Consider the following 25,834-nt stretch of genomic DNA (forward strand, 5'->3'; position numbering starts at 1 on the left):
AGATATGATTCATATAATACCTACACAAAATATAAAATTCAGAACTTTTGGCTGGGTACAGGATCCAAGTGATTTTAGAAGTTTATGTGATATAGTAGCGATTTTTGACAATATGTCAGAGAAACATTTTGAGCTGAAGACACAGATTATTCCATCTCTAATAGAAGAGCGAGATGGGAAATCTCGTTTTATTGAGGTGCTTAATTCAGAACCATTATGCATCAAATATGCAGATTTAGTTGGAACTTCTTTCTCTCCTAGAAGCATTGCTCGTTGCAATGGGATAATACAGGCATCCATACCGGGACAAAAAAGAGATTTTATCGGAGATTGGCCAGCAGATAATTTTGTGCGCTGGGCGCATGCGTTAGGATTTATTCAGTACGATTATCAGACAGATACATTCGCTATTTCAGATAGTGGTTTAAGACTGTCTCAAGCAAGAACAGCAGGAGAAGAACTAAACGAACAGGAAAATGAAATTCTTCTTACAGCTGTTTTGTCTTATCCTCCAGCTGTGCGTGTTTTAAAGCTATTAGCGGAAGATGAAAATACACATTTAACAAAATTTGAACTTGGAAGCAAATTGGGATTTATTGGAGAAGATGGATTTACTAGTCTTCCTCAGTCTATTTTAATCAGAACACTTGCAATGACAAAATCAAATAAAGAAAAAAATAAAATGAAAACCGACTGGGATGGCTCTTCTGATAAATATGCGAGGATGATTTCAAAATGGCTGGAAAAACTTGGTTTGGTGATGCAGGTTCCCAAACAGGTTTCGGTAAATGTTAACGGACAGGAATTTAGTGAAACTATTGGACAGGCGTACATGATTTCGGCAAAGGGTAGTTCTGCATTGAATCGCGTAGTAGGGCGAAGCAGACATCACAGAATATCAAAAAATGTTTATTATGAGATGATGGCTACGAAGGGAAATGACAGGGAATTATTACGAACTCGCAGAACGCTCGTTCTAAAGGCGATTATGGAAAAAGGAGACTATATTTGTGCATATGAAATTAAAGATTATTTAGCGTTATATAATATAGCTGTTGCAGTTGAAACCATTCAAGATGATGTACGAGGATTAATCAATATTGGATTAAATATTATCATAGACGAAGATGAATTTCTTTGGAATGATAATATCAATGATTTTATTTTACCATTGAATCAAGATTTAACCCGAACAGATTTGTTAGATGTGAAAGAAGAACTTCGTGAGAAACTTACACATCTTTCTCATGAGTATCTGGCATTAATTGATTTAGCCTATGATTCAAGACAGCATAGACTGTTTGAAATGAAAACGATGGAATTGCTGATTGAAGAATGTGGTTATCAGGGAGATCATCTAGGAGGTTCAAGAAGACCAGACGGAATATGCTATACCCATAATCTATATGAAAATTATGGAATTATTATAGATACGAAAGCTTATAAGGATGGATATAACTTGCCAATCACTCAAGCAGACGAAATGGAGCGCTATATTGGCGATAATGCCATACGTGATACTCAAAGAAATCCGAACAAATGGTGGGAGCATTTTTCACAGGACATCCGATTATTCTATTTTATGTTCATTTCCGGTCATTTTAAAGGGCAATATCAGGATAAAATAAATCTCTTGGAATTAAACACCGGAGTTTGCGGTGCTGCAATAGATATAAAGAAATTGTTGTTAACCGTTAATTATTATAAAGCGGGGATAATATCTCATGAGGATATTGCGAGCGATTTTTTTCAGACAACAAATGATGAGGCGGATAATAGTTAGACAGCAATTAAATAACCAGTAATAAAGTACTGTTTACTGAGAATTATTTTGATATTTTGCTAAAAATTTGTCAAGAGTTTTTTAAAAAAAAATAAAGGAAAAGTCTGTTTTTTGTAGAATAGTACTAATAGGAAGACAAAATCGGGAGACAGACTATGAGTTTTTCAAGTTCTACCATAGAAAATTTGAAAAATCAAGTGAATATTGTAGATGTCGTAGGAAGAAGCGTGCCTCTGAAACGAGCAGGTTCCAACTATAAAGGTTGTTGTCCGTTTCACAATGAGAAGACGCCTTCTTTTGTTGTCTCCGAGCAGAAGCAGATTTTTACCTGCTTTGGCTGTGGGGCGACCGGTGATGTCATCGAATATGTAAAACGCTATTATAATCTGGATTTTTCTGAGGCGGTAGAGAAAATCGCTGCCGAAGAGGGCATTACCGTAGAGAGAAATGCTCGCAGTGACAATAGAGATATTTATTACAAGGTTAACAAACTGGCGGCCAATTTCTTTTATCGCTCCTTTACGGAAAAGGCAAATAAAGGCTACGCTTATATGAAGCGCAGGGAGATAGCACCTGCTATTTTGAAGAAGTTTGGTATCGGATATGCCGATGAGCAGTGGGATAGCTTGTATCAGTACCTGTTGTCACAGGGCGTCGATAAAAAGATTATGGTAGAGCTGGGGCTGGTATCAGAAAGCAAAGGAAAATACTACGATAAATTTAGAAATCGGGTCATTTTCCCAATCATTAATACCTCCGGCAAGGTCATCGGCTTTGGGGGAAGAGCTATTGATCCGGGTGATAATCCCAAATATTTGAATTCGCCTGAAAGCAGGATTTTTCAGAAGAAGAATAATCTTTATGGTCTGAATATTTCCAGACAGAGTGTAGGCAAAGAAAATTTTATTATTTTAGTTGAAGGATATATGGATGTGATTGCTCTGTATCAGAGCGGTGTAGAGAATGTGGCAGCTTCTCTTGGAACTGCGCTGACGGAGAATCAGGCAAAACTGATTAAGCGATATACCAAGGATGTGGTTCTTTCTTATGATGCTGATAATGCTGGACGGGCAGCTGCTCTTAGAGGGCTTGAAATTCTAAAGAAAGAAGACTGCAAGGTCAAGGTGCTTCATGTTACCGATGGAAAAGACCCCGACGAATATGTTAAGAAAAACGGAAAGACGGCGTTTCTAAAGCTGATAGATGGGGCACTGCCTTATGGAGACTACCGTTTGGAATCGGCTAAAGTGGGTTTTGATTTATCACAGGATGAAGACAAAATCGACTACATGAAGAAGGCTATTGATATTTTGCGCCAGATGAGTCCTGTTGAACAGGAAATTTACATAAAAAAACTGTCTAAAGACCTGAAAATTGCAGAAGGTGCGATTAGAATGGAACTTTTAGGAAATGATAATACACAAAAGACGCAGCAACGGTCTGCACCGGTTCGCGAACAGCGCTCACAACAGGAGGAAGTAGAGCATGTGGCACTGAAACCCATAGAGAAAACACTGTTGAAAGTTTTACTGACGGAAGAAAGATATATAGACAGGCTAGTAGACTATCCGGGAATTTTAGAAAGTGAATTTGCCCTGAGGATTTATCAGCTTCTTGCAGAAAGCTATGCGCATCATCATTTCATTGATTTGAACCAGATTATGGACGGGCTTTCCGATGAAGGAGCTGCAGGGCTGCAAGAAGTTTTGAATCATGTAGTCGTCGGCAACGAGGAACAGGTATTTCACGACTGTATCAGAACGTGGAACCATGAGCGGTTGACCAGAGAAGAGCAGAAGCTTTTGACGCTTCTTTCCATGGCAGACGAAAATGATAATCAGGATAGAATTATGGAACTGACCGATCAGCTTATGAAAGTGCAACGAGAACTTAAAAACCAACAATAGGGAGATGTAGAATGAGCACAGAAACAAAAAAAGCAAACAATTTAAATGAAACCTTTGCAGGCATGAGCCCAGAACAAATTAAGAACGAACTCATCAGTCAGCTAGTCAAAAAAGCTAAGACAAAGAAAAATATTCTGACCTATACGGATATGGCGGATTATTTAGATTCTTTTGATTTGGACAAGAATGTGGTAGACGAAATCTATGAAGCGCTGCTTTCTAAGGACATTGAGATTGCCAGCGAAACAGAACCTGAAGATTTTCCTTCCATGATGGACAGGGATGATGATTTTGACGGCAATGAAGAAGATGACGGCATTGTTATGACCGAAACCGGTGAAATCGATATCGAAGCGACTTTGCCAAAAGGAATTGCTGTAGACGATCCTGTTAGAATGTATCTGAAGGAAATCGGAAAGGTACCTCTTCTCAGTGCCGATGAGGAAATCGAACTGGCTCAGAGAATGGAAAAAGGGGACGAGGAAGCAAAGAAAAAGCTTTGTGAAGCAAACCTTCGTCTTGTAGTCAGCATTGCAAAACGCTATGTGGGCAGAGGGATGCTGTTCCTGGATTTGATTCAGGAAGGAAATCTGGGACTGATTAAAGCTGTTGATAAGTTTGATTATCGCAAAGGGTACAAATTTTCCACTTATGCAACATGGTGGATTCGTCAGGCAATTACCAGATCCATCGCTGACCAGGCGAGAACCATTAGAATTCCGGTGCATATGGTAGAAACTATCAATAAGCTGATTCGCGTATCCAGACAGCTGCTGCAGACTTATGGAAGAGAGCCGAGCCCGGAAGAAATCGCAAAGGAAATGGGTATTTCTGTAGACAAGGTTAGAGAAATTCAGAAGATTGCACAGGAACCTGTATCGCTGGAAACTCCAATCGGTGAAGAAGAAGACAGTCATTTGGGAGATTTTATTCCAGATGATGATGTACCAGCACCGGCTGAAGCTGCGGCATTTTCCATGTTGAAAGAACAGCTTGTAGAAGTGCTGGACACTTTAACAGAGAGAGAACAGAAGGTGCTGAAACTGCGTTTCGGTCTTGAAGATGGACGTTCCAGGACCTTAGAGGAAGTCGGCAAGGAATTTGACGTAACAAGAGAAAGAATCAGACAGATTGAGGCAAAGGCGCTTAGAAAGCTGAGACACCCAAGCAGAAGTAAGAAATTAAAGGATTATCTGGAGTAACGAAAGATGAAATTAAGCGAGAGATTGCAATATATCGCTGACGAAATAAGAAAAGGAGAAACCATGGCGGACATTGGGTGCGACCATGGTTTCTTGCCACTGTATTTAATGGAAAAGCATAAATGCCCAAAAGTGATTATGACCGATGTCAGCGGCGGTTCTTTAAAAAAGGCAGAAACCAACTGTAAACTCGTGAAGCCTAAAGGCGACTACGAATTGCGCCTCGGCGACGGCATCGATGTTCTTTCCGATGGGGAAGTTGATGTGGTTGTCATGGCGGGCATGGGAGGTCTTCTCATTGCAGACATGCTTAAATGGAATCTAAAAAAAAGCCGGTCTATTAAAAGATATATTCTGCAGCCGAGAAACAACCCTGGCAGACTTAGACACTTTCTGGCATGCAATGGTTTTTCCATCGTAAAGGAAGGAATCGTCAGAGAGGGAAAGTTTCTCTGTGAGATTTTGACCGTTGAAAGCGGACCGATACCAGTTTTTACAGCGGAAAATCCGCAGCCTGTTTATAGTGCGGAATTTGAATATCCTGCTTCGCTTATTGCTTTTGGAGGCGTATTGACAGGGGAATATCTGCAGAAACACCTCGAAACCGAATATCAGATTCTGGGTAAAATCGAAGAGAACGCGAAAGATGTACAACAGCAGAGTAAAGAAACTAGAGATAGAATTGTGAGACTGGAAGAGTTAATTAAGGAATGGGAGGCAGCGAATGAATAAAGAAAGACTGACTGCCGTTATCGAGGAAATCTGTCCTTCTGAGACAGCTGAAAGCTGGGATAACTGTGGTTTTCAGCTGGATATGGGGGCGGCAGAAATAGATACTGTGCTGGTATCTTTAGAGGTTACCGGTGCAGTAATTGATGAAGCCGCCGCTTGCGGCGCGCAGATGATTTTGACCCATCATCCGCTACTTTTTAGCGGAATCAAGAAAATTGAACAGACAGATGTGATTGGAAATTACTTGATTCGACTGATTCAGGCAGGCATTTCCGTCTATTCCTGTCACACTAGCTTTGATAAATTAAAAGACGGTAACAATGATTATTTTGGTCTTCTTTTAGAATTTCAGGGTGTACATCCCTTTGATGCAGATAACGGTTTCTGCCGCAAAGGACAGACGCCTTTTGATATGACTTTTGCGGAACTGATTCGCAAGGTTTCAGAGGAGCTTACGATGGAGGAGCGGTATTTTAGATGGGTCGGCGACTTAACCAGACAAATTAAAACCGTCGGCTGGTGTACTGGCGCCGGCAGTGAATTTATTTTAGATGCGAAGAAAGAAAGCTGCGACCTTTATATTACGGGCGATTTGAAATATCATGAGGCGCAGATGGCGAAGGAAGCCGGCATTTGTGTCCTTGACATTGGGCACTATGGAAGTGAAAAGATATTTACTGGGAATATGGCTGACATGCTGCGGGAAGCGACTTTTGGAACCGATTTAGAGGTTTTGGAATCGCAGCTGGATTTGAATCCGTTCGGCTGCATTTAATTCATACCTGTCAGCAGTTTCAGTCCCCTAATTATAATCGAATTCTAATTTTTTAAACAAAAAACCAGCCACGCATTCAACGCGTGGTTTTCCGTGGCTGTCCACAAAAAAGACTGGAATTTATAATTGATTTATGCTATAATTATATAGTTATGGGTAAACCAGACAATCGCGTGCAGTGATGCATGAGGAAAGTCCGGGCTCCATAGGGCGAGGATGCCGGATAACGTCCGGCGTAGGCAACTATAGGGAAAGTGCAACAGAAACATTCCGCCGAAACGGGTTATGCCGTGGTAAGGTTGAAATGGTGAGGTAAGAGCTCACCGGCGTCATGGAGACATGGCGGCCGTGTAAACCCCATCCGGAGCAAGGTCAAATAGGGCGCAAAAGCGGCGGCCCGTCGCTGCCCGGTAGGTAGACCGCAAGAGCGTGCAGTAATGTTACGCCTCAGATAGATGATTGTCTAATACAGAACCCGGCTTATAGGTTTGCCCATACTTTCTTTCAGGAAATACGCAGTATTTCCGTTTTATTTTGTTTATATATGATAGGAGGGAGGAGATGTTATGACAAACGAAAAAGAAATTCAAGGCAACAAAATGGGTACGGAGCCAGTTGGAAAGCTACTCGCTTCCATGGCATGGCCAGCCATTCTTTCTATGACCATCAATGCTCTTTACAACGTAGTGGACAGCATGTTCGTAGCAATGGTCAGTCAGAAAGCGCTGACAGCCGTATCTCTTGTAATGCCAATTCAAATGCTGATGATTTCCATGGCTGTGGGTAGTTCTGTCGGCGTAAATTCTCTGATTTCCAGAAGACTGGGTGCTAAGCGATTTGATGAAGCCAATAAGGCAGCCTCAACCAGTATCAGAATTGGGCTTTTTAACTTTCTGATTTTTGCATTGGTAGGTATTTGTCTTGCCAGTCCGTTTATGCGTGCGTATACAGATGATACTATCATCTTTGAGGGTGGCGTTACATATCTTAGAATTATTACCATTTGCAGCCTCTTTAGCATGATTCAGATTCAGCTTGAGAAAGTGCTACAGGCGACAGGCAATATGATAGCTCCGATGATTATCAGTTTGAGCGGTGCACTGACCAATTTGGTTTTGGATCCGATTTTGATTTTTGGACTTTTCGGTATGCCAAAACTTGGTATTGCCGGTGCAGCTATTGCAACAGTTACTGGTCAGGCAGTGGGTATGTGCGTTGCAATCTTCATGTTCTTTAGAAAAGAGCACGAGGTGAAAATCCAGTTGAAAGGCTTCAAAATCGACTGGGCTGTGGTAAAAGATATCTACGGCGTAGGCCTTCCATCTATCATCATGCAGGCAATCGGTTCTGTTATGCTGCTAGGCTACAATGCCATCTTAGCGACTTCAGCAACAGCCGTTGCGGTACTGGGCGTTTATTACAAGTTGCAGTCCTTTATCTTTATGCCGGTGTTCGGTCTCAATCAGGGCGCTATGCCGATTATGGGCTATAACTTTGGTGCAAGGGACAGACATCGTCTGATGGAGACTTACAAGAAAGCGCAGATTACTGCACTGGTAATTATGGCAATCGGTACTATTTTATTCCATTTATTCCCAGAGGTTTTCCTGAAAATGTTTAGTGCGGACGATGAGATGATGGAAATGGGTGTGCCGGCGCTGAGAATCATCAGTATCTGCTTTATTCCGGCAGCCTTTGGTATTATGTCATCGACGCTGTTTCAGGGAACCGGTCATGGGGTATATAGTTTAATAGGATCCCTTTTACGTCAGCTTGTCGGTATTTTGCCGCTGGCTTATATCATTTACCACACAGCAGGTGTGACGGCGTCTTGGGCGTCTTTTCCGCTGGCGGAGATTATCGGCGTCGTTTATGCGGCAATTATGCTTATCAGATTATACAAAAAAGAAATCAAGACCTTGTAATTTACCATTCAAGGTCTTGAAATTCTTCGTATTCCCGGTATTGGCGATATTCGGAATCTTCTTTGACAAGGTCGTAAATAAGCGGATCTCGCAGAAGATGTTTCCAACAGGTATAAGTTGCCTTGATAAAAGCAGGATTCAGCTCCATTTCTTCTGTGATTAGAGGACAGCTGTAGGGCAGGTCGCTGTCATTTCGTACCAGAGATAATACACCGTCTTCGTCAATATGAGGCGTTAAAGGAAAGGTTCTGCATTGCATGGGCCTTTTTTCTCTGGGACAGATTGGCGGCGTTTTGCATCGTACAAAGTAAACTTTGCCGCTCCAAGACTCCGGGAATTCATAATCCTCGGCGTATTCTGCACTCCATGTGAGCCAATCGTCTGTTCGGTCGTGGACTTTATCTTCGCCGGGAAGGAGATAAATACCGAGGTTTTCATCGTCATTACCACAGCTGCAGCAGATGGCACCGCAAAGAGTTCCGCAGTCATAAGGAACAGGAGAAACCCTGTCCAGCAATCGGTAGATTGCCTGATAAGTTCTTTTTTTGATTGTACTTTTCATAACAATTCATTCTAACATAGGAAATCAGGCGATACAACCAGAAATTAGTACTAAATTAAACCTTGAAAAAGGTCGAATTCTGGTGTTAAAATTATAAAATACTCAATTACACAAATAAGAGGTAAGATTATGAAGTTAGGAATTGACGTAGGCTCAACTACCGTCAAACTTGTTTTACTTGACGAAAAAAACGAAATTACATATACCCGTTATGAGAGGCATATGTCTAACGTTTTTGAAAAAGTAAAAGAACTCATAGAGGAAATGTATGCCCAGTTTGGTTCCATAGAAATCAGACCTGTTATTACAGGCTCTGGCGGTCTTTCCCTAGCAAATCTTCTGGGTGTTTCCTTTGAACAGGAGGTTATCGCCTGCAGTAAAGCGGTGGAGACTCTGATTCCTGATACAGATGTTGCTATAGAACTTGGTGGCGAAGACGCAAAGATTACATTTTACGGCGCTACTATTGAGCAGCGAATGAACGGAACCTGTGCAGGTGGCACGGGCGCGTTTATTGACCAGATGGCGGTGCTTTTGAATACTGATGCAGGGGGACTTAATGAGGCAGCAAAGAACGTAAAGATGATTTATCCTATTGCAGCTCGCTGCGGCGTTTTTGCAAAGACGGATATTCAGCCTCTGATTAATGAAGGTGCGGCAATAGAGGATTTAGCTGCTTCCATTTTTCAGGCTGTGGTTAACCAGACCATCAGCGGACTTGCTTGCGGACATACCATCAAAGGTAACGTAGCATTTCTGGGCGGACCGCTGTCCTTTTTGTCTGAGCTTCGTAAAAGATTCATTGAAACATTGGAATTAAAGCCGGAGGAAGTGATTTTTCCAGAGGATTCCAAGTATTTTGTCGCCATCGGTGCAGCTATGCTGGCAGAAACCAGAAAACAGATTTCATTGGGAGAAATTGCCGAGCTAATCAAAGGATCTGATTCAAGTCAGCTTTCTGAGACCAAACATATCGAACCGCTGTTTATTAATAAAGAAGCGTATAACGCATTTATAAACCGTCATAACCAGCACAAGATTCGCAGGAAAGATATCAAACGCGCTAAGGAAGAGACTTTTCTAGGCATTGACGCTGGTTCCACAACCACTAAGGCGACCCTGATTGACTCCGACAAAAATCTGTTATATTCCTTCTACAGAAGCAACGAAGGAAATCCGCTGGAAGCGGTTAAGACCATGCTCAAAGAGCTTTATTCGCTGCTGCCGCAGAATGCCTTTATTGCAAATACTTGCGTGACCGGTTACGGAGAAGGCTTGATTAAGACGGCTTTTAAGGCGGATTTGGGCGAAATTGAGACCATGGCTCATTATAAAGCGGCCGAGGAATTTTTGCCAGGCGTAGAATTCATTCTGGATATCGGCGGGCAGGATATGAAGTGCATGAAGATTAAAGATGGCGCTATTTACAATATCATGCTTAACGAGGCTTGTTCTTCCGGGTGCGGCTCTTTTCTCGAAACTTACGCAAAATCTGTAAATCTGGACACCAATGCATTTGCGGAGGAAGCGCTCTTTGCTGAAAATCCTGTAGACCTTGGTACCAGATGTACAGTGTTCATGAATTCCAAGGTAAAGCAGGCACAAAAAGAAGGGGCATCCATCGGCGACATTTCCGCGGGACTTTCTTATTCGGTTATCAAGAATGCGCTGTACAAAGTAATTAAGCTCAGGAACCCAGAAGAGGCTGGTGAGAAAATTGTAGTGCAGGGCGGCACCTTTATGAACAACGCTGTGCTGCGAAGTATCGAAAAGATCATTGGTAAGGAAGTTGTCAGACCGGATATTGCAGGACTGATGGGCGCATATGGCTGTGCGCTGATTGCTATGGAAAACCATCTTGAAGATACGGAATCCTCTCTGCTCAGCAAAGAAGCGCTGGAAGATTTTCAGGTGGAGCATACCAACGGCAGATGTAACGGCTGTGAAAACCGATGCATTTTGACCATTAATAAATTCAGCGACGGATCCAGATTTATTACAGGAAATCGCTGCGAAAAAGGGGCAGGAGGCGCGCAGCACGCGAACAAACTACCGAATCTTTACGAATATAAACTGCAGAGACTCTTTGGATATAAGCCGATTTCTGATTTTGATGCAGTGCGCGGCACGGTGGGAATTCCAAGAGTACTGAATATGTACGAAAATTATCCGTTCTGGTTCACTTTCTTTACGGAATTGAAATTCAGAGTGGTTTTGTCGCCGCTGTCGACAAAGTCCATCTACGAGAAGGGAATGGAAACTATTTCCTCTGACACGGCTTGTTATCCTGCCAAAATGGTTCACGGACATATTAAATGGCTTGTGGAAGAGGGTGTGAAGTGGATTTTCTATCCATGTTTAAACTATGAACGCAACGAAGATGAAACGGCACCAAATCACTATAACTGCCCAATTGTAGCGACTTATCCGGAAGTGATTGCAAACAATATGGACGATATCTTTTCAGAAAACATGGTGCGTTTTTCTCACCCGTTCCTGCCTTACGATAACGACCTGAAACTGGCAAATATGCTCTACAAAGAGTTTAAGGATTTTCATATCAAGAAAGAAGAAATCATGCGCGCAGTCAGCCGCGCCAGAAAAGAACAGGTCCGCTTTAAAAACGATGTGAGAAAACAAGGGGAATACTCACTGAAATTGGCGAGACAGAAGGGAAAGAAGGCTGTCGTTCTGTCGGGAAGACCATATCATCTGGATCCGGAAATCAATCACGGCATTGACAAACTGATTAATTCCTTCGACATGGTTGTCCTTTCGGAGGATTCCGTGGCGCACATGGGACAGTTGCCAAGACCGCTGCGCGTGCTGGATCAATGGGTTTATCATTCCAGACTTTACAAAGCGGCAAGCTTTGTAGGCACCTGCGATGATGTGGAGCTGATTCAACTCAATTCTTTCGGATGCGGTCTTGACGCAGTTACCACAGATCAGGTGGAAGAAATCTGCCGCGACAGCAATAAACTTTACACAGTTTTAAAGATAGACGAGGGCTCTAATCTCGGCGCAGCAAAAATTAGAATTCGTTCCCTGAAAGCGGCTATGGACGAGCGCGAAAAGAACGGTGTCAAGGCAAGCGGAAACTTTAAGGCTTATGAGCGAAAACTTTTTACGGCTGCGATGCGAGAAAACTACAATATTTTGGTGCCGCAGATGTCACCGATTCATTTTACTTATTTGGAAGAAGCAATGAAAGCCTGCGGCTACAATGCGGTACTTTTACCGCCGGTCGACAAGAATTCGGTAGAAGAGGGGTTAAAATATATCAACAACGATGCTTGCTATCCGACTATCGTGACTTTGGGACAGATTATTTCTGCACTAAAATCAGGAAAATATGATTTGGATAAGACGGCTGTATTCATGTCTCAGACGGGAGGTGGATGCCGCGCCAGCAACTATGTGGCGCTTCTGCGTAAAGCACTCAATGATTTGGATATGGAACAGGTTCCGGTGGTATCTTTTAATGCTGTTGGACTAGAGAAAAATCCGGGCTTTAAGATTACTGCTAAGATGGGGCTTCGCCTAGCAGTTGGCTGTGTTTACGGAGATCTTGTTATGCGGATTTTGTACGCGACAAGACCATACGAGAAAGTGCCAGGTACCTGTCAGCAGATTTTGGATAAATGGCATGACAAAATTATACATAATGTGATTCACTTTAACAAAGGGGAATATGAGAGAAATCTCAAAGGTATTGTAGAGGATTTTGATAAAGTTGAAAGAACTGGCGAGAAAAAGCCGAAGGTGGGCGTAGTCGGTGAAATTTTGGTGAAATATCATCCTAACGCCAACAACGACATTGTCGGCATTATCGAATCGGAAGGGGGCGAGGCGGTAGTTCTCGACATGCTGGACTTCTTTCTTTACGGTATGCACAGCAAAAAATTCAACTTTGAAAATCTGTCAGGCTCTTATAAAGCGATGATGACGAATCAGCTTGGAATCAAGGTTGTGGAATGGCTTAGAAAGCCGATGAGAACCGCTCTTGCTGCAAGCGAGCATTTTACGGAGCCATCTTATATCGAAGAAACGGCGGAAGCGGCGTCAGCTATCAGTTCTATCGGTAATCAGTGCGGTGAAGGCTGGCTTTTGACCGGTGAAATGGTGGAACTGATTCACAGTGGCGTAGAAAACATCGTATGCCTGCAGCCATTTGCGTGCCTGCCGAATCATGTAACGGGAAAGGGCATGATGAAAGCACTCAGAAAGATGAATCCAAAGGCTAATATTGCTGCTATCGACTATGATCCGGGCGCCAGTGATGTAAATCAGCTGAACCGGATTAAGCTGATGATGGCGACGGCTCATAAGAATATGGAAAAGTAGATATAACGAGAGTAACAAGAAGTGTCTGCTAAGTGGTGATTCTGCTGGGCAGACACTTTAGCGTAAAAGCTTTATATAAGAGTTTTAAAAGAAAAGGACATAGAATCAAGATGAATCCCATATGCTTGATCTTATGTCTTTTTTTATTTAGAATTAATTTTTGGAAGATACGTAGTTTTACTGCAGCATTATTCAATGCAATCTTTATATTTAATTAAGATATGTGATTTTGAATATCTAAATCATATAATATTATTAATAATATTATATGATTTATTTGTGATTTTTAGAATGAAAGTTTGACAATCAGAAAATAAACGGTTAAAGTATAAGGGAGAAATATTAGAAAAGCCTAAAATTAACAAAAATTTTAGGCGGCAGGATTAAAGTTAATTGGACTGCTTCGGGAACAGTAATAGACGGGATTCTTACACAATTAAAGGTAAGAAACATTCCGGTAGTTTATGTAGATCGTTTTAACAATCCTTCAGGGAGTGGAACGACCGATCATGATATTGTAGTATATGGTTATGACAGCAATAATAATCTAATTGCGCATTTTGGATGGGATGGAAAAACTCATATAAAATGTAGCAGTCCTGCAGCAGCAGCATTTATTGCCTCGGCTTGTGCAATTACATATTATTGAGGACTTTAGAAAATGGATAAATTAAATGCAAGACGCATTATCGCCATCGTATTATCACCTTTTATTATTTGGGGCGCACTACGGCTTGGCGAAAAAGGTTTGGAGTATCTGGGAAGACCCAGCGGATTATCAGAGCGTGAAGTCGTGGAATACAGTCCGTTTTTGATTGGAAAAAGTATAGAAATCCCTTTAGAGCATTTTCGAATTGGAGACTGTCCATCAGAGTATCATTTTGGTGCAGATGCAGGCATCGATGAAGTAATTGGGCTAATCAGGAAGCAGCCTCATGTGATAGATGTTGCCTCCTTAGGCAGCTGGAATGATGGCTCTAATCGATACCTGATTACAATGCAGTGCTTGGGTGGAGTGACTTATTTGGAACTCATCGATTTTCAGAAGTCTGTTGATATGGGGGAGTGGTATCATCCTTACCGCAGCAAGCATAGTTATGCCCTCTTTGATTGTTCTGTGACATTAGAGAAAGATGAAGAATATTATTACATTTTGTTTCCGCAAATTCGCAAGAATGAAAGCGGGGATGATTTGCTAAGTGGTGCGGATTTGAAAGTGGATACAGCTTGCTTGATACAAAAACCCGAAAATTCTTCGGAGCAAAGTTTGTTTGATTTTCTCTTGCAGTTCTATAAGGATTCCGCCCTTTATGAGGTTTCCTCATACACTGATGATGAAATCATTGTTAGTTTTAATGAGAATACGCTGAAAAATAATCCGAGTACGATACCGGAACAAGATAGTACAATGGATTCTGCTTATAAAGGTGCTTTTAAAATATCTGTGGATGAGGTAGTGGAAAACATTACCATAACATTATTATAAAGAGAATAGAAAGACGTTTTCGAAAAAACGGCTCTAATAACTTTTCAGGGATTTAACCTTTGTGTTAGGCATAAACTTAATGGAGATCTTAGATGGAAAAAAAGGTATAGAGCCAAGCTGTATACCATATGATTGACTCTATACCTTTTCTTTGTATAAGGAAAACCACCAGCTAAGCCAGTGGTTTATTATTTGTAGAATTCTTTTTCTGAATCTGACAAAATGAAACCACCATTTAGTTTAGAGCGTTTTTGTTTTACCTTCATCAAATGGAAGGGCGTGTCTGTACCCTCTTAAGAAATTTAAAGAGCAGACACTTTTTTTAGTTTGAATTCATATGTTGAAAGGAAGACATTATCTTAGGAGGACAGAGATGGAAGAAAGTTTGAAACAGCACTATCCCTTTGTAAATCCGCCGCTACCTTACGCCTATGATGCACTGGAACCTTTTATTGATGAAGAAACCATGCGTCTGCATCACGATGCACATTTACAGACCTACGTGGATCATCTCAATATCATCATCAGACAGTATCCTGCGCTGCACAATTGGACTCTGGAACAGCTAATCAAATGGAATGACAATTTACCCGTAGAAATTCAGGACAGCGTGCGCAATAACGCGGGCGGCGTTTACAATCATATTCTGTATTTCAGTCGTCTAGCACCGCCGGAAACAGCAGTCTGGCCCAGCGGAGAGTTTCTTTTGTTGTTGGAAAGAAGGTTCGGTGGCTTTCAGCAGTTTAAAGAGGCATTTAAGAAAGCTGCAATGTCGGTATTCGGTTCGGGTTATGCATTTCTTGTAGCGAATCGAGACGGTCTGCTTGAGATTGTCACCACTGCCAATCAGGATAATCCGTTGGAAATGGGTTATTATCCTATTCTTGCACTGGATGTTTGGGAACATGCTTACTATCTGAAGCATCATAATAAAAGGGATGGGTATATAGATGATTGGTTCAATCGTCTTAGCTTTTAGATCCTTGCGGCCAGTATAGGGAGATAAATTTCAAAAATGCGTTGAAAATCCTTTTATAGTGTAGTATACTGTTTAAGTTGAAAATTTCTAAAGATAAAGATAGGAGGTGTCTCCATGGGAAGACACGGTACAATTGCCGGAAGAAAGGCGGCACAGGATTCTAAGCGAGCAGCTATGTTCACCAAATATGCTAAGGCTATTACAGTAGCAGCAAAAGACGGTGGAGATCCTGAATACAATGCAGGTCTTAGAGTGGCAATCGAAAAAGCAAAGGCAATCAGTATGCCTAATGATAATATCCAGAGAGCGATTAAAAAGGGTACAGGAGAACTGGGCGGCGCTTCTTACGAAGAACTTTCCTTTGAAGGCTACGGTCCCGGTGGTGTAGCAATCATTGTTGATTGTCTGACTGACAACACCAACCGTTCCACTTCCTTTGTTCGTTCCACATTTGATAAGCACGGTGGAAATTTAGGTACTCCAGGCTGTGTATCTTACATGTTCTCAAGAAAAGGCGTTCTTATTATCGAAAAAACAGACGGAATCGACGAAGACGCTCTGATGGAAGCAGCATTAGAAGCTGGTGCAGACGACATGGTAACAGAAGAAGACAGCTTTACTGTTTACACTGAACCATCTGCATACGCAGACGTATATCAGGCATTGGCAAGCGCAGGCTATGAATTTGTAGAATCTGACGTAGAATTTGTTCCATCTATGGAAAGCGCGCCGACCGAAGAGCACGATATCAAGAAGCTGAGAAAGCTTATCGACATCTTAGAAGATAACGATGACGTACAGAAGGTACATACCAACTGCGGTATTGATTTGTACGAAGAATAAACGAATAGAATGTAGAAAAACCCTCTTTGCATATGCAGAGGGTTTTTCTTGTAGATGCCGTGTGTAGCATTTATTGCGTATGGCGATTCTTAACCTAAATTACGTTGTTTTTCAAAAAATGTATAAGAAATTTTATAAGAATAATGTGCGACTTGCATTATGCGTAAGATTAAAGGTAAACATTGAAAAAACATACGTAAAATGCAAGAATCTCTGTTGGATTCAGAGATAAAGAACGGTTATAGATCGCTTGAGAAGTGTGATATGGAATTCACTTATACACTTTTTTAGCATTTTCTAATTTTGGGTTAAGATTTCGAGATTTTCTTATACATTTTTTTGCCCTAAATTGATTTTAAGTTAAGTTACTGTGCTTCTAGGCGAAAACCTGGTAAATCTGCGAAAAACATCTTGCCCCCACATTGCATTCCGTTTAAAATATTACTATCACCAGATAGAGAGGAACGTGAAGTCAGCGTTATGAATAAAGAAGAAATCAGAACTTTTGCGATAGAGGAATATCATAGATGGCAGCAGGCGGCTAAGGACTATGGCGATATGGAGCTTCTTTCGGAGCTTGCACAGCTTTCAGAAGAAGAGGAAGAAGTCGTTGATGCCTTTTGTGCCAGCCTTCGTTTTGGCACTTCCGGCATTCGGGGCATACTGGGAGCAGGCACTAACCGTATGAATGAATATGTGGTGCGAAGGGCTACCCAAGGGCTTTCCAATTATTTGAATAGAGTCACTGAACGCCCCAAAGTGGTCATCGCCTATGACACCAGAAGAAAATCCAGAATTTTTGCGGAGGAAACCGCAAAAGTTCTTAGAGGAAACGGCATAGAGGTGTGGCTTTTTTCGGAGCTTGCAACGGTGTCGCTGCTTTCCTATACCATTAAAGAACTGGGCTGCACTATGGGAATTATGATTACAGCCAGCCACAATCCGAAAATTTTCAATGGTTATAAGGTATATAACAGCAACGGTTATCAGATTGTGGGCAGCGTGCCCGAAGAGATTTTGAGGGAAATCGATAAACTGGATTATTTCGATGAAATTGCTTCGTCAGACGAGGGCATTCAGCTGGTGCCCAGAAGGGTATCAGAAAGCTTTATTGAGAAAATCATTTCCATATGCCCAGCCAATATTGAAGAAATTAAGGAAAGTGATCTGAAACTTGTTTATACGCCGCTCAACGGCACAGGCAATGTTTACGTCAGGAAGGTACTGCAGGCCATCGGGCAGAAAGATACCGTCATTGTAGCGGCGCAGGAAATGCCTGATGAGAATTTTACCACCTGTCCGGCGCCGAATCCGGAGAAAATTACTGCTTATTCGGAAGGTTTCAGAACCATGGATCAGGTTGGCGGTGATTTGATTGTAGCAACAGATCCTGATTGTGATCGAGTAGGCGTTTGCATCTACCATGATGGCATGAAGGTGCTGCTGACGGGAAATCAGCTGGGGGTTTTAATGCTGGATTATCTTTGCAGCGTAAAACCGCCGAAAGCAGGTCAGTTTATCATCAAGAGCATTGTGACGACGCCGCTTGCTGAGCGAGTTGCAGAAAAACATGGACTGAAAGTGATTAACACCTTGACTGGTTTTAAGTATATCGGAGAGATTATTACAAAGTTGGAGCAGCAGGGCAGAACAGAGGACTATTATTTCGGTTTTGAAGAAAGCAACGGCTACCTGATGGATCCTTTTATCAGAGATAAAGATGGCGTCAGCAGCGCTATGCTTTGTGCCTGTCTGGCCGCCTATTATAAAAAGCAGGGACTTGATCTTGTAGACAGACTCCATCAGATTTATGAGGAACATGGGCTCTGTATTGACAAGACCGTCAATTATTTCTTTGAGGGACCTTATGGGAAGCTTTCCATGGAACAGGTCATGGAGTATTTTCGCACTGAGATGGGGGATACTATCGCAGGATACAAAATCAAAGAAAAGATAGATTTCCTTGGAGAAACAGGACTGCCAAAATCCAATGTGATCCGTTTCTGTTTAGAAAATGGAACCCAGTGTATCATCAGACCTTCCGGGACAGAAGCCAAGATAAAAGTTTACTATTTTGAGACCGGGCAGGCTGCTGAACTGGAAAAGTATATAAAAAACACCGTAGAAAGTTTCAAAGACCGCTAAATCAATGGACAAACGGGTTGTTTTATGATAAAATAATTGAATGTTCAAGGAAATATTAATTCATCAAGGAGTAAATATACATGGAAAAACTAGGTTTAAATCAAATCAGACAGATGTTCAGAGATTTTTATGTAAGCAAGGGTCACTATGCAGCAGGCAGTGCGTCACTGATTCCGAAGAACGATAAATCACTTTTAATTATCAACTCCGGTATGGCGCCGCTGAAGCCTTACTTTGCAGGAGTGGAAACACCTCCTTCAAAGAGAATGACCACTTGTCAGAAATGTATCAGAACTGGCGATATTGATAACGTAGGCATTACTTCCAGACATGGTACATTCTTTGAAATGCTGGGGAACTTTTCCTTCGGCGACTATTTCAAAGAAGAATCCCTGCATTGGGGATGGGAGTTCATCACAGAACATTTAAAAATGCCGGTTGACAGAATCTGGGCAACCGTTTATCAGGATGATGACCAGGCTGTAGAGATCTGGAAGAAAATCGGTGTTCCGGAAGAAAGAATCGTCCGTCTTGGCAAGGAAGACAACTTCTGGGAAATCGGATTGGGACCATGTGGACCTTGCTCCGAGATTTATTTTGATAGAGGAGAGGAATACGGCTGCGGTAAGCCCGACTGCAAACCAGGCTGTGACTGCGACAGATATCTAGAATTCTGGAATCATGTATTTACACAGTTTTCTAAAGAAGAAGACGGCAGTTATAGCGATCTGGAGCATCCGAATATCGATACCGGCATGGGGCTTGAGAGAATGGCATGTATTATGCAGGGTGTAGATTCCATCTTTGATGTAGATACGATTCGTCACATCTTAAACGGCGTTGTAGAAAAGTCCGGCGTCAAGTACGAGGACGGTGCTGCAAAGACTGACGTTTCCATTCGTATCATTACAGACCACCTCCGCTCCATGGTATTTATGATTGCTGACGGAATTATTCCTTCTAACGAAGGCAGAGGATATGTGCTGAGAAGACTCATCAGAAGAGCAGCAAGACACGGTAAGATTCTGGGAATCGAAGGCAAGTTCCTCGTGGAGCTTTCAAACAGAGTTATCGAAGTGTCCGGCCAGGCTTATCCGGAGCTTGTAGAAAAGAAAGACTATATCCAGAAGATCATTTCTGTAGAAGAAGAAAAATTTGCTTCTACTATTGACCAGGGGACCTCAATTATTCTGGAATACGTGGAAGAATTAAAGAAAGAAAATAAAACAGTTTTAGAAGGCGAGAAGGTATTTAAGCTTTACGACACTTTTGGATTCCCACTGGAACTGACTGAAGAAATTCTGGCGGAAGCTGGCTGCACAGCTGATGTAGATGGCTTTAACGCCAACATGAAGAAACAGAAAGAAATGGCAAGAGCCGGCAGAAAATCCACCGAGGAAGAAGCGTGGAAAGAAGCCGAAGCTGCTGTAAACGTGCCGGAAACAGTATTTACCGGCTACACAGAAACAGAAGACGAAGCAAAGGTTCTTGCAATCTATATAGACGGCAAAGAAGCCCAAACCGCCGAAACCTACCAGAATGCGGTGGTATATTTGGACAAAACACCGTTCTATGCTGAAGGCGGCGGACAGGCTTCCGATAACGGAATTATGTCAACCGATAAATGCTGCGCAAAAGTGACTGCTGTTGAAAAATCACAAGGCATTTTTGCACACAAAGTGCTCATCGAGAGCGGCAGCCTTTCCAAAGGAGATATTGTTTCCTGCGGTGTTAATGTATTTAAACGCAATGCAACGGCAAGAAACCACACTGCAACACATCTATTGCAGAAAGCACTCAGAGAGGTGGTGGGCGCGCATGTAGAACAGGCAGGCTCCTCCGTCAACGAAAACGCGCTGCGTTTTGACTTTACTCATTTTGAGGGAGTAACACCTGAACAGCTTGCGCAGGTTGAACTGATGGTCAACGAAAAGATTACCGAATTTATGCCGGTGACAACTGCGGAAACTTCTATGAAAGAAGCGCAGGAGATGGGCGCAATGGCGCTGTTTGGCGAGAAATATGGCGATAAAGTCAGAGTGGTAAACTGCGGCGACTTTAGCATTGAGCTTTGCGGCGGCACACACGTTGCAAATACCGGACAGATCGGCGTGTTTAAGATTGTCAGCGAGGCAGGCGTAGCCTCTGGTGTTCGCAGAATCGAAGCCGTAACTGGTACAGGTGTTCTCTTAAAAGCTATGGAAGCCGAGGAAACCGTAAAACAGATTGCCGAGAACCTAAAGACAAATCCAGCAGCTGTGGTACAGAAATCAGCTTCCATTGTAGAAGAACTGAAGGACACTAAGAAAGAGCTGGAAGACTTCAAGAAAGCTGCTATGGGCAGCGAAGTCGATGATATGGTAAAAGAAGCTAAGGAAATCAGCGGTATAAAACTGGTAACCAAAGAATTTAAAGATTATAACATCAACGATTTGAGAAATCTGTCTGACGATATCAAAGCGCAGCACAAGGGCATTGTTATGGTATTTGCCACAGTCAATGGTCCGAAAGTTACCTTCCTGGTATCCATTACCGACGACTTGCTTGCGAAAGGACTTCATGCCGGCAATATGATTAAACAGATTGCGGCAGCCTGCGGTGGGGGCGGCGGCGGTAAAGCCGACATGGCGCAGGCGGGAGCAAAAGATCCGACAAAAATTTCTGCTGCATTTAAGGTTGCAGAAGAACTTTTATCATAGTATACTATAAGTACGAGCCGTACTAGCCACATGAAGGAGGTCATAATTCATGGAAAGAAAGACAATTATGTTTGATGCAGCAAAGACTCAGCAGAGAACTACCAAGGAAGTACTGGAGACTGTTTATGCTGCTTTAGAAGAGAGAGGGTATAATGGAATCGACCAGATGGTTGGATACATTCTTTCTGGTGACCCATCCTACATTACAAGCCACAATAATGCGAGAACCATGATTAGCCGCATTGACAGAGATGACTTGGTAGAAGAGATTCTGAGAGACTACTTGAGAAAGTAATATAGAAGCATCGGCAGGATTATTTTCCCTGCCGATGTTCCTTTTGAGAGGTAAATCACATGAGAAAAATAGCCCTTGATGTGGGAGATAAGACAGTAGGTATTGCATTAAGTGACGCCCTTGGTATTACAGCGCAGGGTCTGATGACCTTGGAGAGGGTAGGCATTCGCAAGGACACCGGCAAAATTTTAGATTTAGTAAAAGAGTATGAGTGCGACACCATCGTCATCGGACTGCCGAAGAAGCTTGACGGCACCGACAGCATTCAGACAGAAAAAGTTTACGAGTTTCGTACCATGCTGGAGAATAAAATGCGCAGCACCGGTATGAAGAATATACAGGTTGTGTGGCAAGACGAGAGACTGACTACGGTCATGGCAGAAAAAGTCCTGATCGAGGCGGATGTCAGCCGCAGCAAGAGAAAAAAGGTCATCGATAAGCAGGCAGCAGTGATTATTATGCAGAGTTATCTTGACCGTCTCGCAACAGAAAAGCGATTAGAAGAAACTGATAACAATTCTTTTGGAGGTTAAAATACATGAAAAAAATCGGAATCATCATGGGAAGCGACAGCGACCTTCCTGTAGTTGAGAAAGCAATGACGACTTTGGACGAATTCGGCGTGCCTTACGAGGTTCACGTATATTCCGCCCATAGAACACCGTCAGAAGTCAAAGAGTTTACGCAAAATGCCAGAGCAAACGGATTTGGCGCAATTATTGCAGCAGCAGGAAAGGCAGCTCATCTGGCAGGCGCCATTGCAGCCAGCACAACCCTTCCTGTTATCGGAATTCCGGTAAAGTCATCTACACTGGACGGACTGGATGCACTCCTGTCTACGGTACAGATGCCGGGCGGTATTCCTGTTGCAACCGTAGCTATTGATGGTGCCCAGAATGCGGCACTTCTTGCTATTCAGATGCTTGGCATAGAGGACAGTAAAATTGCGGCAAAGCTTGACATCCAGAGAAAAGAAGCTGCTGATAAGGTTCTTTCTAAAAATGCAGCAATTGAAGAAAAGTATAATAAATAATGAATTAAGTATAGAAAGAAGATGAATCAAATGACAATTGAAAAAAAAGAACAGCTCTATGAAGGAAAAGCAAAAAAGGTATTTGCAACCAATGATAAAAATCTTTGCATTGTATCCTACAAAGACGATGCTACCGCTTTTAACGGACTAAAAAAAGGCACCATTACAGGAAAAGGCGCCATTAACAATAGAATGTCCAATTTCCTGATGAAAATGTTAGAGGAAAAAGGCATTCCGACCCACTTTGTAGAAGAATTAAGTGATAGAGAAACCGTTGTAAAGAAAGTTTCTATCGTACCCCTCGAAGTCATCGCAAGAAATATTGCGGCAGGCTCTCTCGCAAAAAGACTCGGCGTTGAGGAAGGCTATCCAATGAAACGCACAGTCTTAGAGTTCAGCTATAAGAACGACGATCTGGGCGATCCAATGGTAAACGACTATCACATTCTCGCTATGGAGTTTGCTACAGAGGAAGAACTTGAAACCATTAAGAAAATGGCCCTCGACATCAACGCTATTTTGAGAGAATATCTGGCAGCGGACGGAATCGATTTAATCGACTTCAAGCTGGAATTTGGTAAAACAGCAGATGGCACCATCGTACTTGCCGATGAGATTTCACCGGATACTTGTAGATTCTGGGACAGCAAAACCCACGAAAAGCTGGATAAAGATAGATTTAGAAGAGATATGGGCGGCGTTGAAGACGCTTACCAGGAAGTATTTAAGAGAATTTTAGAGGAGAAATAAGAATGGGAAAAAGTTTCAGCGAAAGCTACAAAGAAGCCGGTGTTGATATTACTGCGGGTTACAAAGCAGTAGAACTGATGAAAGAGCATGTGGCGAAGACCATGGTATTTGGCAATGTACCCGATGATATCGGCGGTTTTGGCGGTCTCTTTGAACTGGACGTGAAAGGAATGGAGCGCCCGGTGCTGGTAAGCGGTACTGACGGCGTAGGTACCAAACTGAAGATGGCATTTTTGATGGACAAACACGACACAGTGGGCATTGACTGTGTTGCAATGTGTGTCAATGATATTCTTTGCGTTGGTGCAAAACCTCTGTTCTTTCTTGACTATATTGCAGTTGGAAAGAATTATCCGGAAAAGGTTGCGCAGATTGTAAGCGGCGTTGCAGAAGGCTGCATACAGTCGGAAGCAGCCCTTATTGGCGGTGAAACTGCTGAAATGCCGGGCTTTTATCCGGAAGACGAATACGATCTTGCCGGTTTTGCCGTAGGCGTTGTGGACAAGTCAAAGGTACTGAAAAAAGAAACCGTAGAAGAGGGCGATGTCATTATCGGACTTCCTTCCTCTGGCGTGCATTCTAATGGATTTTCTCTGGTAAGAAAAGTGCTGGATGTAGAGAATGAAGATATTAAGACTCCGGTTGCTGAACTTGGCGGCAAGTCCATCGGCGAGACCCTTCTGACACCGACCAAAATTTATGTAAAGCCAATGCTGAAGCTTTTTGATGAAGTGACCGTAAAGGCTGCTGCCCACATCACTGGCGGCGGATTCTACGAAAACATTCCAAGAAGTCTGCCGAAAGGTTATGGCGCCAAGATAAAAAAGGAAAATGTAAGAGTTCTGCCAATTTTCAAGCTCATCGCAGAAAAGGGCAGCATTCCTGAAAGAGATATGTTCAACACCTTTAATATGGGCGTGGGCATGACTGTTATCGTTTCTGCAAAGGACGCAGACAAAGCGCTGGAAGTGCTGCACGCTGCAGGTGAAGACGCATATATCCTCGGCGAGGTTGTAAAGAGTGAGGAAGGCGTGGAATTATGGTAAAAACAAAGATTGCTGTGCTGGTTTCTGGCGGCGGCACCAATCTGCAAGCTTTGATAGATGCTCAGAAAAGCGGCATTTTACACAGCGGTGAAATTGTGCTGGTCGCCAGCAACAAAGAAAACGCATATGCCCTAAAACGTGCACAGGAAAACGGGATTAAAGCGGTTTTTGCGATAGACGAGGAAGCGCTTCTCAAAATCATGGAAGCTGAAGGCATTGAACTGGTCATTCTTGCAGGATTTTTAAAGATCCTCAGCAGCGAATTTATTTCTGCTTATGAAAATAGAATCATCAATATTCATCCGTCATTGATTCCCTCGTTTTGCGGTAAAGGCGCTTATGGTCTGCATGTCCATGAAATGGCGCTTTCCTACGGGGTAAAACTTACAGGTGCTACGGTGCATTTTGTCAATGAAGTGCCTGACGGCGGTCAGATTATTGCCCAAAAAGCGGTTGAGATTCTGGAGGGTGATACGCCGGAGATTTTGCAAAGACGTGTTATGGAACAGGCGGAATGGGTGCTGCTTCCACAAGCAGCCGAAATGATTAGTGAAAAAATAGCGAAAGGAAAGAAATAGATGAACGTTTACGAAACTAAAACCATGAAAGCTGCTGTCAAAGGGAATTCCTATGTTGGCAGAGGCATCGTTCTCGGAAAGTCTAAAGATGGAAAAAAGGCTGTCAGCGCTTATTTCATCATGGGAAGAAGTGAAAACAGCAGAAACAGAATCTTCCTTGACGAAGGGGAAAATGTGATGATTAAACCCTTTGATGAATCTAAGGTGGAAGACCCGTCTCTGATTATTTATTATCCGATGCGTAAACATGAGAACAAGCTGATTGTAACTAATGGTGATCAGACCGACACGATTTACGAATTTTTAAAGGAGGGCAAATCCTTTGAGGAAGCACTGGATACCAGATGTTTTGAGCCGGACGGTCCAAACTGGACGCCGAGAATCAGTGGTATGTTTACATTTGGCGAAAAACTGACTTATAAAATGAGTATTTTAAAGAGCGCAGATGCGGAAGGCTCAGCTTGTAACCGCTATTATTTCAACTATGACGCTCTTTGCGGTTTGGGACATTTTATCCATACATATGTGCAGGACGGAAATCCGATTCCAACTTTCCAGGGAGAGCCTGAACGAGTTGAAATTCCAGATGATATCGACGCATTTACAAAGGAAATCTGGGATAACCTTGATGAAAATAATAAAATTTCCCTTTATGTAAGATATATTGATCTTGAAACTGGTGCAGCTGAAAACCGCATGATCAACAAAAACGCATAACCCTTTTAGAACAGATAGATAGAATGGAGC

Annotated in this window: 20 protein-coding genes and 1 other RNA gene; 20 read left to right on the forward strand and 1 reads right to left on the reverse strand. The window is 42.5% G+C overall.

Annotation, left to right across the window (positions count from 1 at the left end):
• The first annotated feature begins 4 nt into the window (after positions 1-4).
• From D1151_RS07450 to D1151_RS07480, 7 genes are all read left to right on the forward strand, one after another.
• On the forward strand, positions 5-1,783 hold the full coding sequence (locus tag D1151_RS07450; RefSeq protein WP_161908480.1) for a restriction endonuclease FokI C-terminal domain-containing protein: 1,779 nt from the start codon (positions 5-7) through the stop codon (positions 1,781-1,783).
• A gap of 155 nt (positions 1,784-1,938) precedes the next feature.
• Positions 1,939-3,690, forward strand: a complete 1,752-nt coding sequence (gene dnaG / locus D1151_RS07455; protein WP_161908481.1) for a DNA primase — start codon at positions 1,939-1,941, stop codon at positions 3,688-3,690.
• A gap of 62 nt (positions 3,691-3,752) precedes the next feature.
• Positions 3,753-4,892, forward strand: coding sequence for an RNA polymerase sigma factor RpoD (gene rpoD / locus D1151_RS07460; protein WP_161908532.1), 1,140 nt, complete (start codon positions 3,753-3,755; stop codon positions 4,890-4,892).
• A 6-nt stretch (positions 4,893-4,898) separates the two neighbouring features.
• Positions 4,899-5,624 (forward strand): class I SAM-dependent methyltransferase, encoded by a 726-nt coding sequence (locus D1151_RS07465; RefSeq protein ID WP_161908482.1) that lies wholly within the window; start codon positions 4,899-4,901, stop codon positions 5,622-5,624.
• Entirely contained in the window at positions 5,617-6,399 is a 783-nt protein-coding gene (locus D1151_RS07470; RefSeq protein ID WP_161908483.1) for a Nif3-like dinuclear metal center hexameric protein, read from the forward strand. Before D1151_RS07465 ends, D1151_RS07470 begins: the two co-directional genes overlap by 8 nt.
• A 153-nt stretch (positions 6,400-6,552) precedes the next feature.
• An RNA gene (rnpB, locus tag D1151_RS07475) (RNase P RNA component class A) lies at positions 6,553-6,898 on the forward strand.
• A gap of 67 nt (positions 6,899-6,965) precedes the next feature.
• A complete protein-coding gene (locus D1151_RS07480; RefSeq protein ID WP_161908484.1) occupies positions 6,966-8,324 on the forward strand; it encodes an MATE family efflux transporter in 1,359 nt (452 codons plus the stop codon).
• A gap of 1 nt (position 8,325) precedes the next feature.
• On the opposite strand, the gene D1151_RS07485 is transcribed toward D1151_RS07480, so the two are convergent.
• Complete coding sequence (locus tag D1151_RS07485; protein WP_161908485.1) at positions 8,326-8,886, reverse strand: hypothetical protein; 561 nt, start codon at positions 8,884-8,886, stop codon at positions 8,326-8,328.
• Positions 8,887-9,015: 129 nt separating this feature from the next.
• On the opposite strand from D1151_RS07485, the gene D1151_RS07490 reads away from it, so the two are divergent.
• The 13 genes from D1151_RS07490 to D1151_RS07550 all read left to right on the forward strand — a co-directional run bounded on the left by D1151_RS07490 (position 9,016) and on the right by D1151_RS07550 (position 25,804).
• Positions 9,016-13,233, forward strand: a complete 4,218-nt coding sequence (locus D1151_RS07490; RefSeq protein ID WP_161908486.1) for a 2-hydroxyacyl-CoA dehydratase — start codon at positions 9,016-9,018, stop codon at positions 13,231-13,233.
• Positions 13,234-13,894: 661 nt separating this feature from the next.
• Entirely contained in the window at positions 13,895-14,719 is an 825-nt protein-coding gene (locus tag D1151_RS07495) for a hypothetical protein (protein WP_161908487.1), read from the forward strand.
• A 373-nt stretch (positions 14,720-15,092) separates the two neighbouring features.
• Complete coding sequence (locus tag D1151_RS07500) at positions 15,093-15,698, forward strand: superoxide dismutase (RefSeq protein ID WP_243151180.1); 606 nt, start codon at positions 15,093-15,095, stop codon at positions 15,696-15,698.
• A 114-nt stretch (positions 15,699-15,812) separates the two neighbouring features.
• Positions 15,813-16,541 (forward strand): YebC/PmpR family DNA-binding transcriptional regulator, encoded by a 729-nt coding sequence (locus D1151_RS07505; protein ID WP_160201402.1) that lies wholly within the window; start codon positions 15,813-15,815, stop codon positions 16,539-16,541.
• Positions 16,542-17,021: 480 nt separating this feature from the next.
• Positions 17,022-18,686 carry a phospho-sugar mutase gene (locus D1151_RS07510; RefSeq protein ID WP_161908488.1) on the forward strand — a complete coding sequence of 555 codons (1,665 nt, stop codon included), beginning with the start codon at positions 17,022-17,024 and terminating at the stop codon, positions 18,684-18,686.
• Between the two features lie 80 nt (positions 18,687-18,766).
• Positions 18,767-21,385 (forward strand): alanine--tRNA ligase, encoded by a 2,619-nt coding sequence (gene alaS / locus D1151_RS07515; RefSeq protein WP_161908489.1) that lies wholly within the window; start codon positions 18,767-18,769, stop codon positions 21,383-21,385.
• Between the two features lie 49 nt (positions 21,386-21,434).
• Positions 21,435-21,680, forward strand: coding sequence for an IreB family regulatory phosphoprotein (locus tag D1151_RS07520; protein ID WP_160201405.1), 246 nt, complete (start codon positions 21,435-21,437; stop codon positions 21,678-21,680).
• Positions 21,681-21,739: 59 nt separating this feature from the next.
• Entirely contained in the window at positions 21,740-22,213 is a 474-nt protein-coding gene (gene ruvX / locus D1151_RS07525) for a Holliday junction resolvase RuvX (RefSeq protein WP_161908490.1), read from the forward strand.
• 5 nt (positions 22,214-22,218) lie between these two features.
• Positions 22,219-22,713 (forward strand): 5-(carboxyamino)imidazole ribonucleotide mutase, encoded by a 495-nt coding sequence (gene purE, locus D1151_RS07530; protein ID WP_161908491.1) that lies wholly within the window; start codon positions 22,219-22,221, stop codon positions 22,711-22,713.
• A gap of 36 nt (positions 22,714-22,749) precedes the next feature.
• Positions 22,750-23,463 (forward strand): phosphoribosylaminoimidazolesuccinocarboxamide synthase, encoded by a 714-nt coding sequence (gene purC, locus D1151_RS07535; protein WP_161908534.1) that lies wholly within the window; start codon positions 22,750-22,752, stop codon positions 23,461-23,463.
• A 2-nt stretch (positions 23,464-23,465) separates the two neighbouring features.
• Positions 23,466-24,509: a phosphoribosylformylglycinamidine cyclo-ligase gene (gene purM, locus D1151_RS07540; RefSeq protein WP_161908492.1), complete on the forward strand. Its 1,044-nt coding sequence runs from the start codon at positions 23,466-23,468 to the stop codon at positions 24,507-24,509.
• Positions 24,503-25,087, forward strand: a complete 585-nt coding sequence (gene purN / locus D1151_RS07545) for a phosphoribosylglycinamide formyltransferase (protein WP_161908493.1) — start codon at positions 24,503-24,505, stop codon at positions 25,085-25,087. The genes purM and purN overlap by 7 nt, the downstream gene beginning before the upstream one ends.
• A complete protein-coding gene (locus tag D1151_RS07550; protein WP_160201410.1) occupies positions 25,088-25,804 on the forward strand; it encodes an IMP cyclohydrolase in 717 nt (238 codons plus the stop codon).
• Positions 25,805-25,834: the final 30 nt, after the last annotated feature.

Source organism: Emergencia sp. 1XD21-10, from assembly GCF_009936045.1.
Taxonomy (GTDB): Bacteria; Bacillota; Clostridia; order Peptostreptococcales; family Anaerovoracaceae; genus Senimuribacter; species Senimuribacter intestinalis.

Bases quoted from the DNA above. Each gene is read 5' to 3' on its own strand.
- D1151_RS07450 (WP_161908480.1), top strand. From the start codon at position 5: ATGATTCATATAATACCTACACAAAATATAAAATTCAGAACTTTTGGC.
- dnaG (WP_161908481.1), top strand. From the start codon at position 1,939: ATGAGTTTTTCAAGTTCTACCATAGAAAATTTGAAAAATCAAGTGAAT.
- rpoD (WP_161908532.1), top strand. From the start codon at position 3,753: ATGAGCCCAGAACAAATTAAGAACGAACTCATCAGTCAGCTAGTCAAA.
- D1151_RS07465 (WP_161908482.1), top strand. From the start codon at position 4,899: ATGAAATTAAGCGAGAGATTGCAATATATCGCTGACGAAATAAGAAAA.
- D1151_RS07470 (WP_161908483.1), top strand. From the start codon at position 5,617: ATGAATAAAGAAAGACTGACTGCCGTTATCGAGGAAATCTGTCCTTCT.
- D1151_RS07480 (WP_161908484.1), top strand. From the start codon at position 6,966: ATGACAAACGAAAAAGAAATTCAAGGCAACAAAATGGGTACGGAGCCA.
- D1151_RS07485 (WP_161908485.1), bottom strand. From the start codon at position 8,886: ATGAAAAGTACAATCAAAAAAAGAACTTATCAGGCAATCTACCGATTG.
- D1151_RS07490 (WP_161908486.1), top strand. From the start codon at position 9,016: ATGAAGTTAGGAATTGACGTAGGCTCAACTACCGTCAAACTTGTTTTA.
- D1151_RS07495 (WP_161908487.1), top strand. From the start codon at position 13,895: ATGGATAAATTAAATGCAAGACGCATTATCGCCATCGTATTATCACCT.
- D1151_RS07500 (WP_243151180.1), top strand. From the start codon at position 15,093: ATGGAAGAAAGTTTGAAACAGCACTATCCCTTTGTAAATCCGCCGCTA.
- D1151_RS07505 (WP_160201402.1), top strand. From the start codon at position 15,813: ATGGGAAGACACGGTACAATTGCCGGAAGAAAGGCGGCACAGGATTCT.
- D1151_RS07510 (WP_161908488.1), top strand. From the start codon at position 17,022: ATGAATAAAGAAGAAATCAGAACTTTTGCGATAGAGGAATATCATAGA.
- alaS (WP_161908489.1), top strand. From the start codon at position 18,767: ATGGAAAAACTAGGTTTAAATCAAATCAGACAGATGTTCAGAGATTTT.
- D1151_RS07520 (WP_160201405.1), top strand. From the start codon at position 21,435: ATGGAAAGAAAGACAATTATGTTTGATGCAGCAAAGACTCAGCAGAGA.
- ruvX (WP_161908490.1), top strand. From the start codon at position 21,740: ATGAGAAAAATAGCCCTTGATGTGGGAGATAAGACAGTAGGTATTGCA.
- purE (WP_161908491.1), top strand. From the start codon at position 22,219: ATGAAAAAAATCGGAATCATCATGGGAAGCGACAGCGACCTTCCTGTA.
- purM (WP_161908492.1), top strand. From the start codon at position 23,466: ATGGGAAAAAGTTTCAGCGAAAGCTACAAAGAAGCCGGTGTTGATATT.
- purN (WP_161908493.1), top strand. From the start codon at position 24,503: ATGGTAAAAACAAAGATTGCTGTGCTGGTTTCTGGCGGCGGCACCAAT.
- D1151_RS07550 (WP_160201410.1), top strand. From the start codon at position 25,088: ATGAACGTTTACGAAACTAAAACCATGAAAGCTGCTGTCAAAGGGAAT.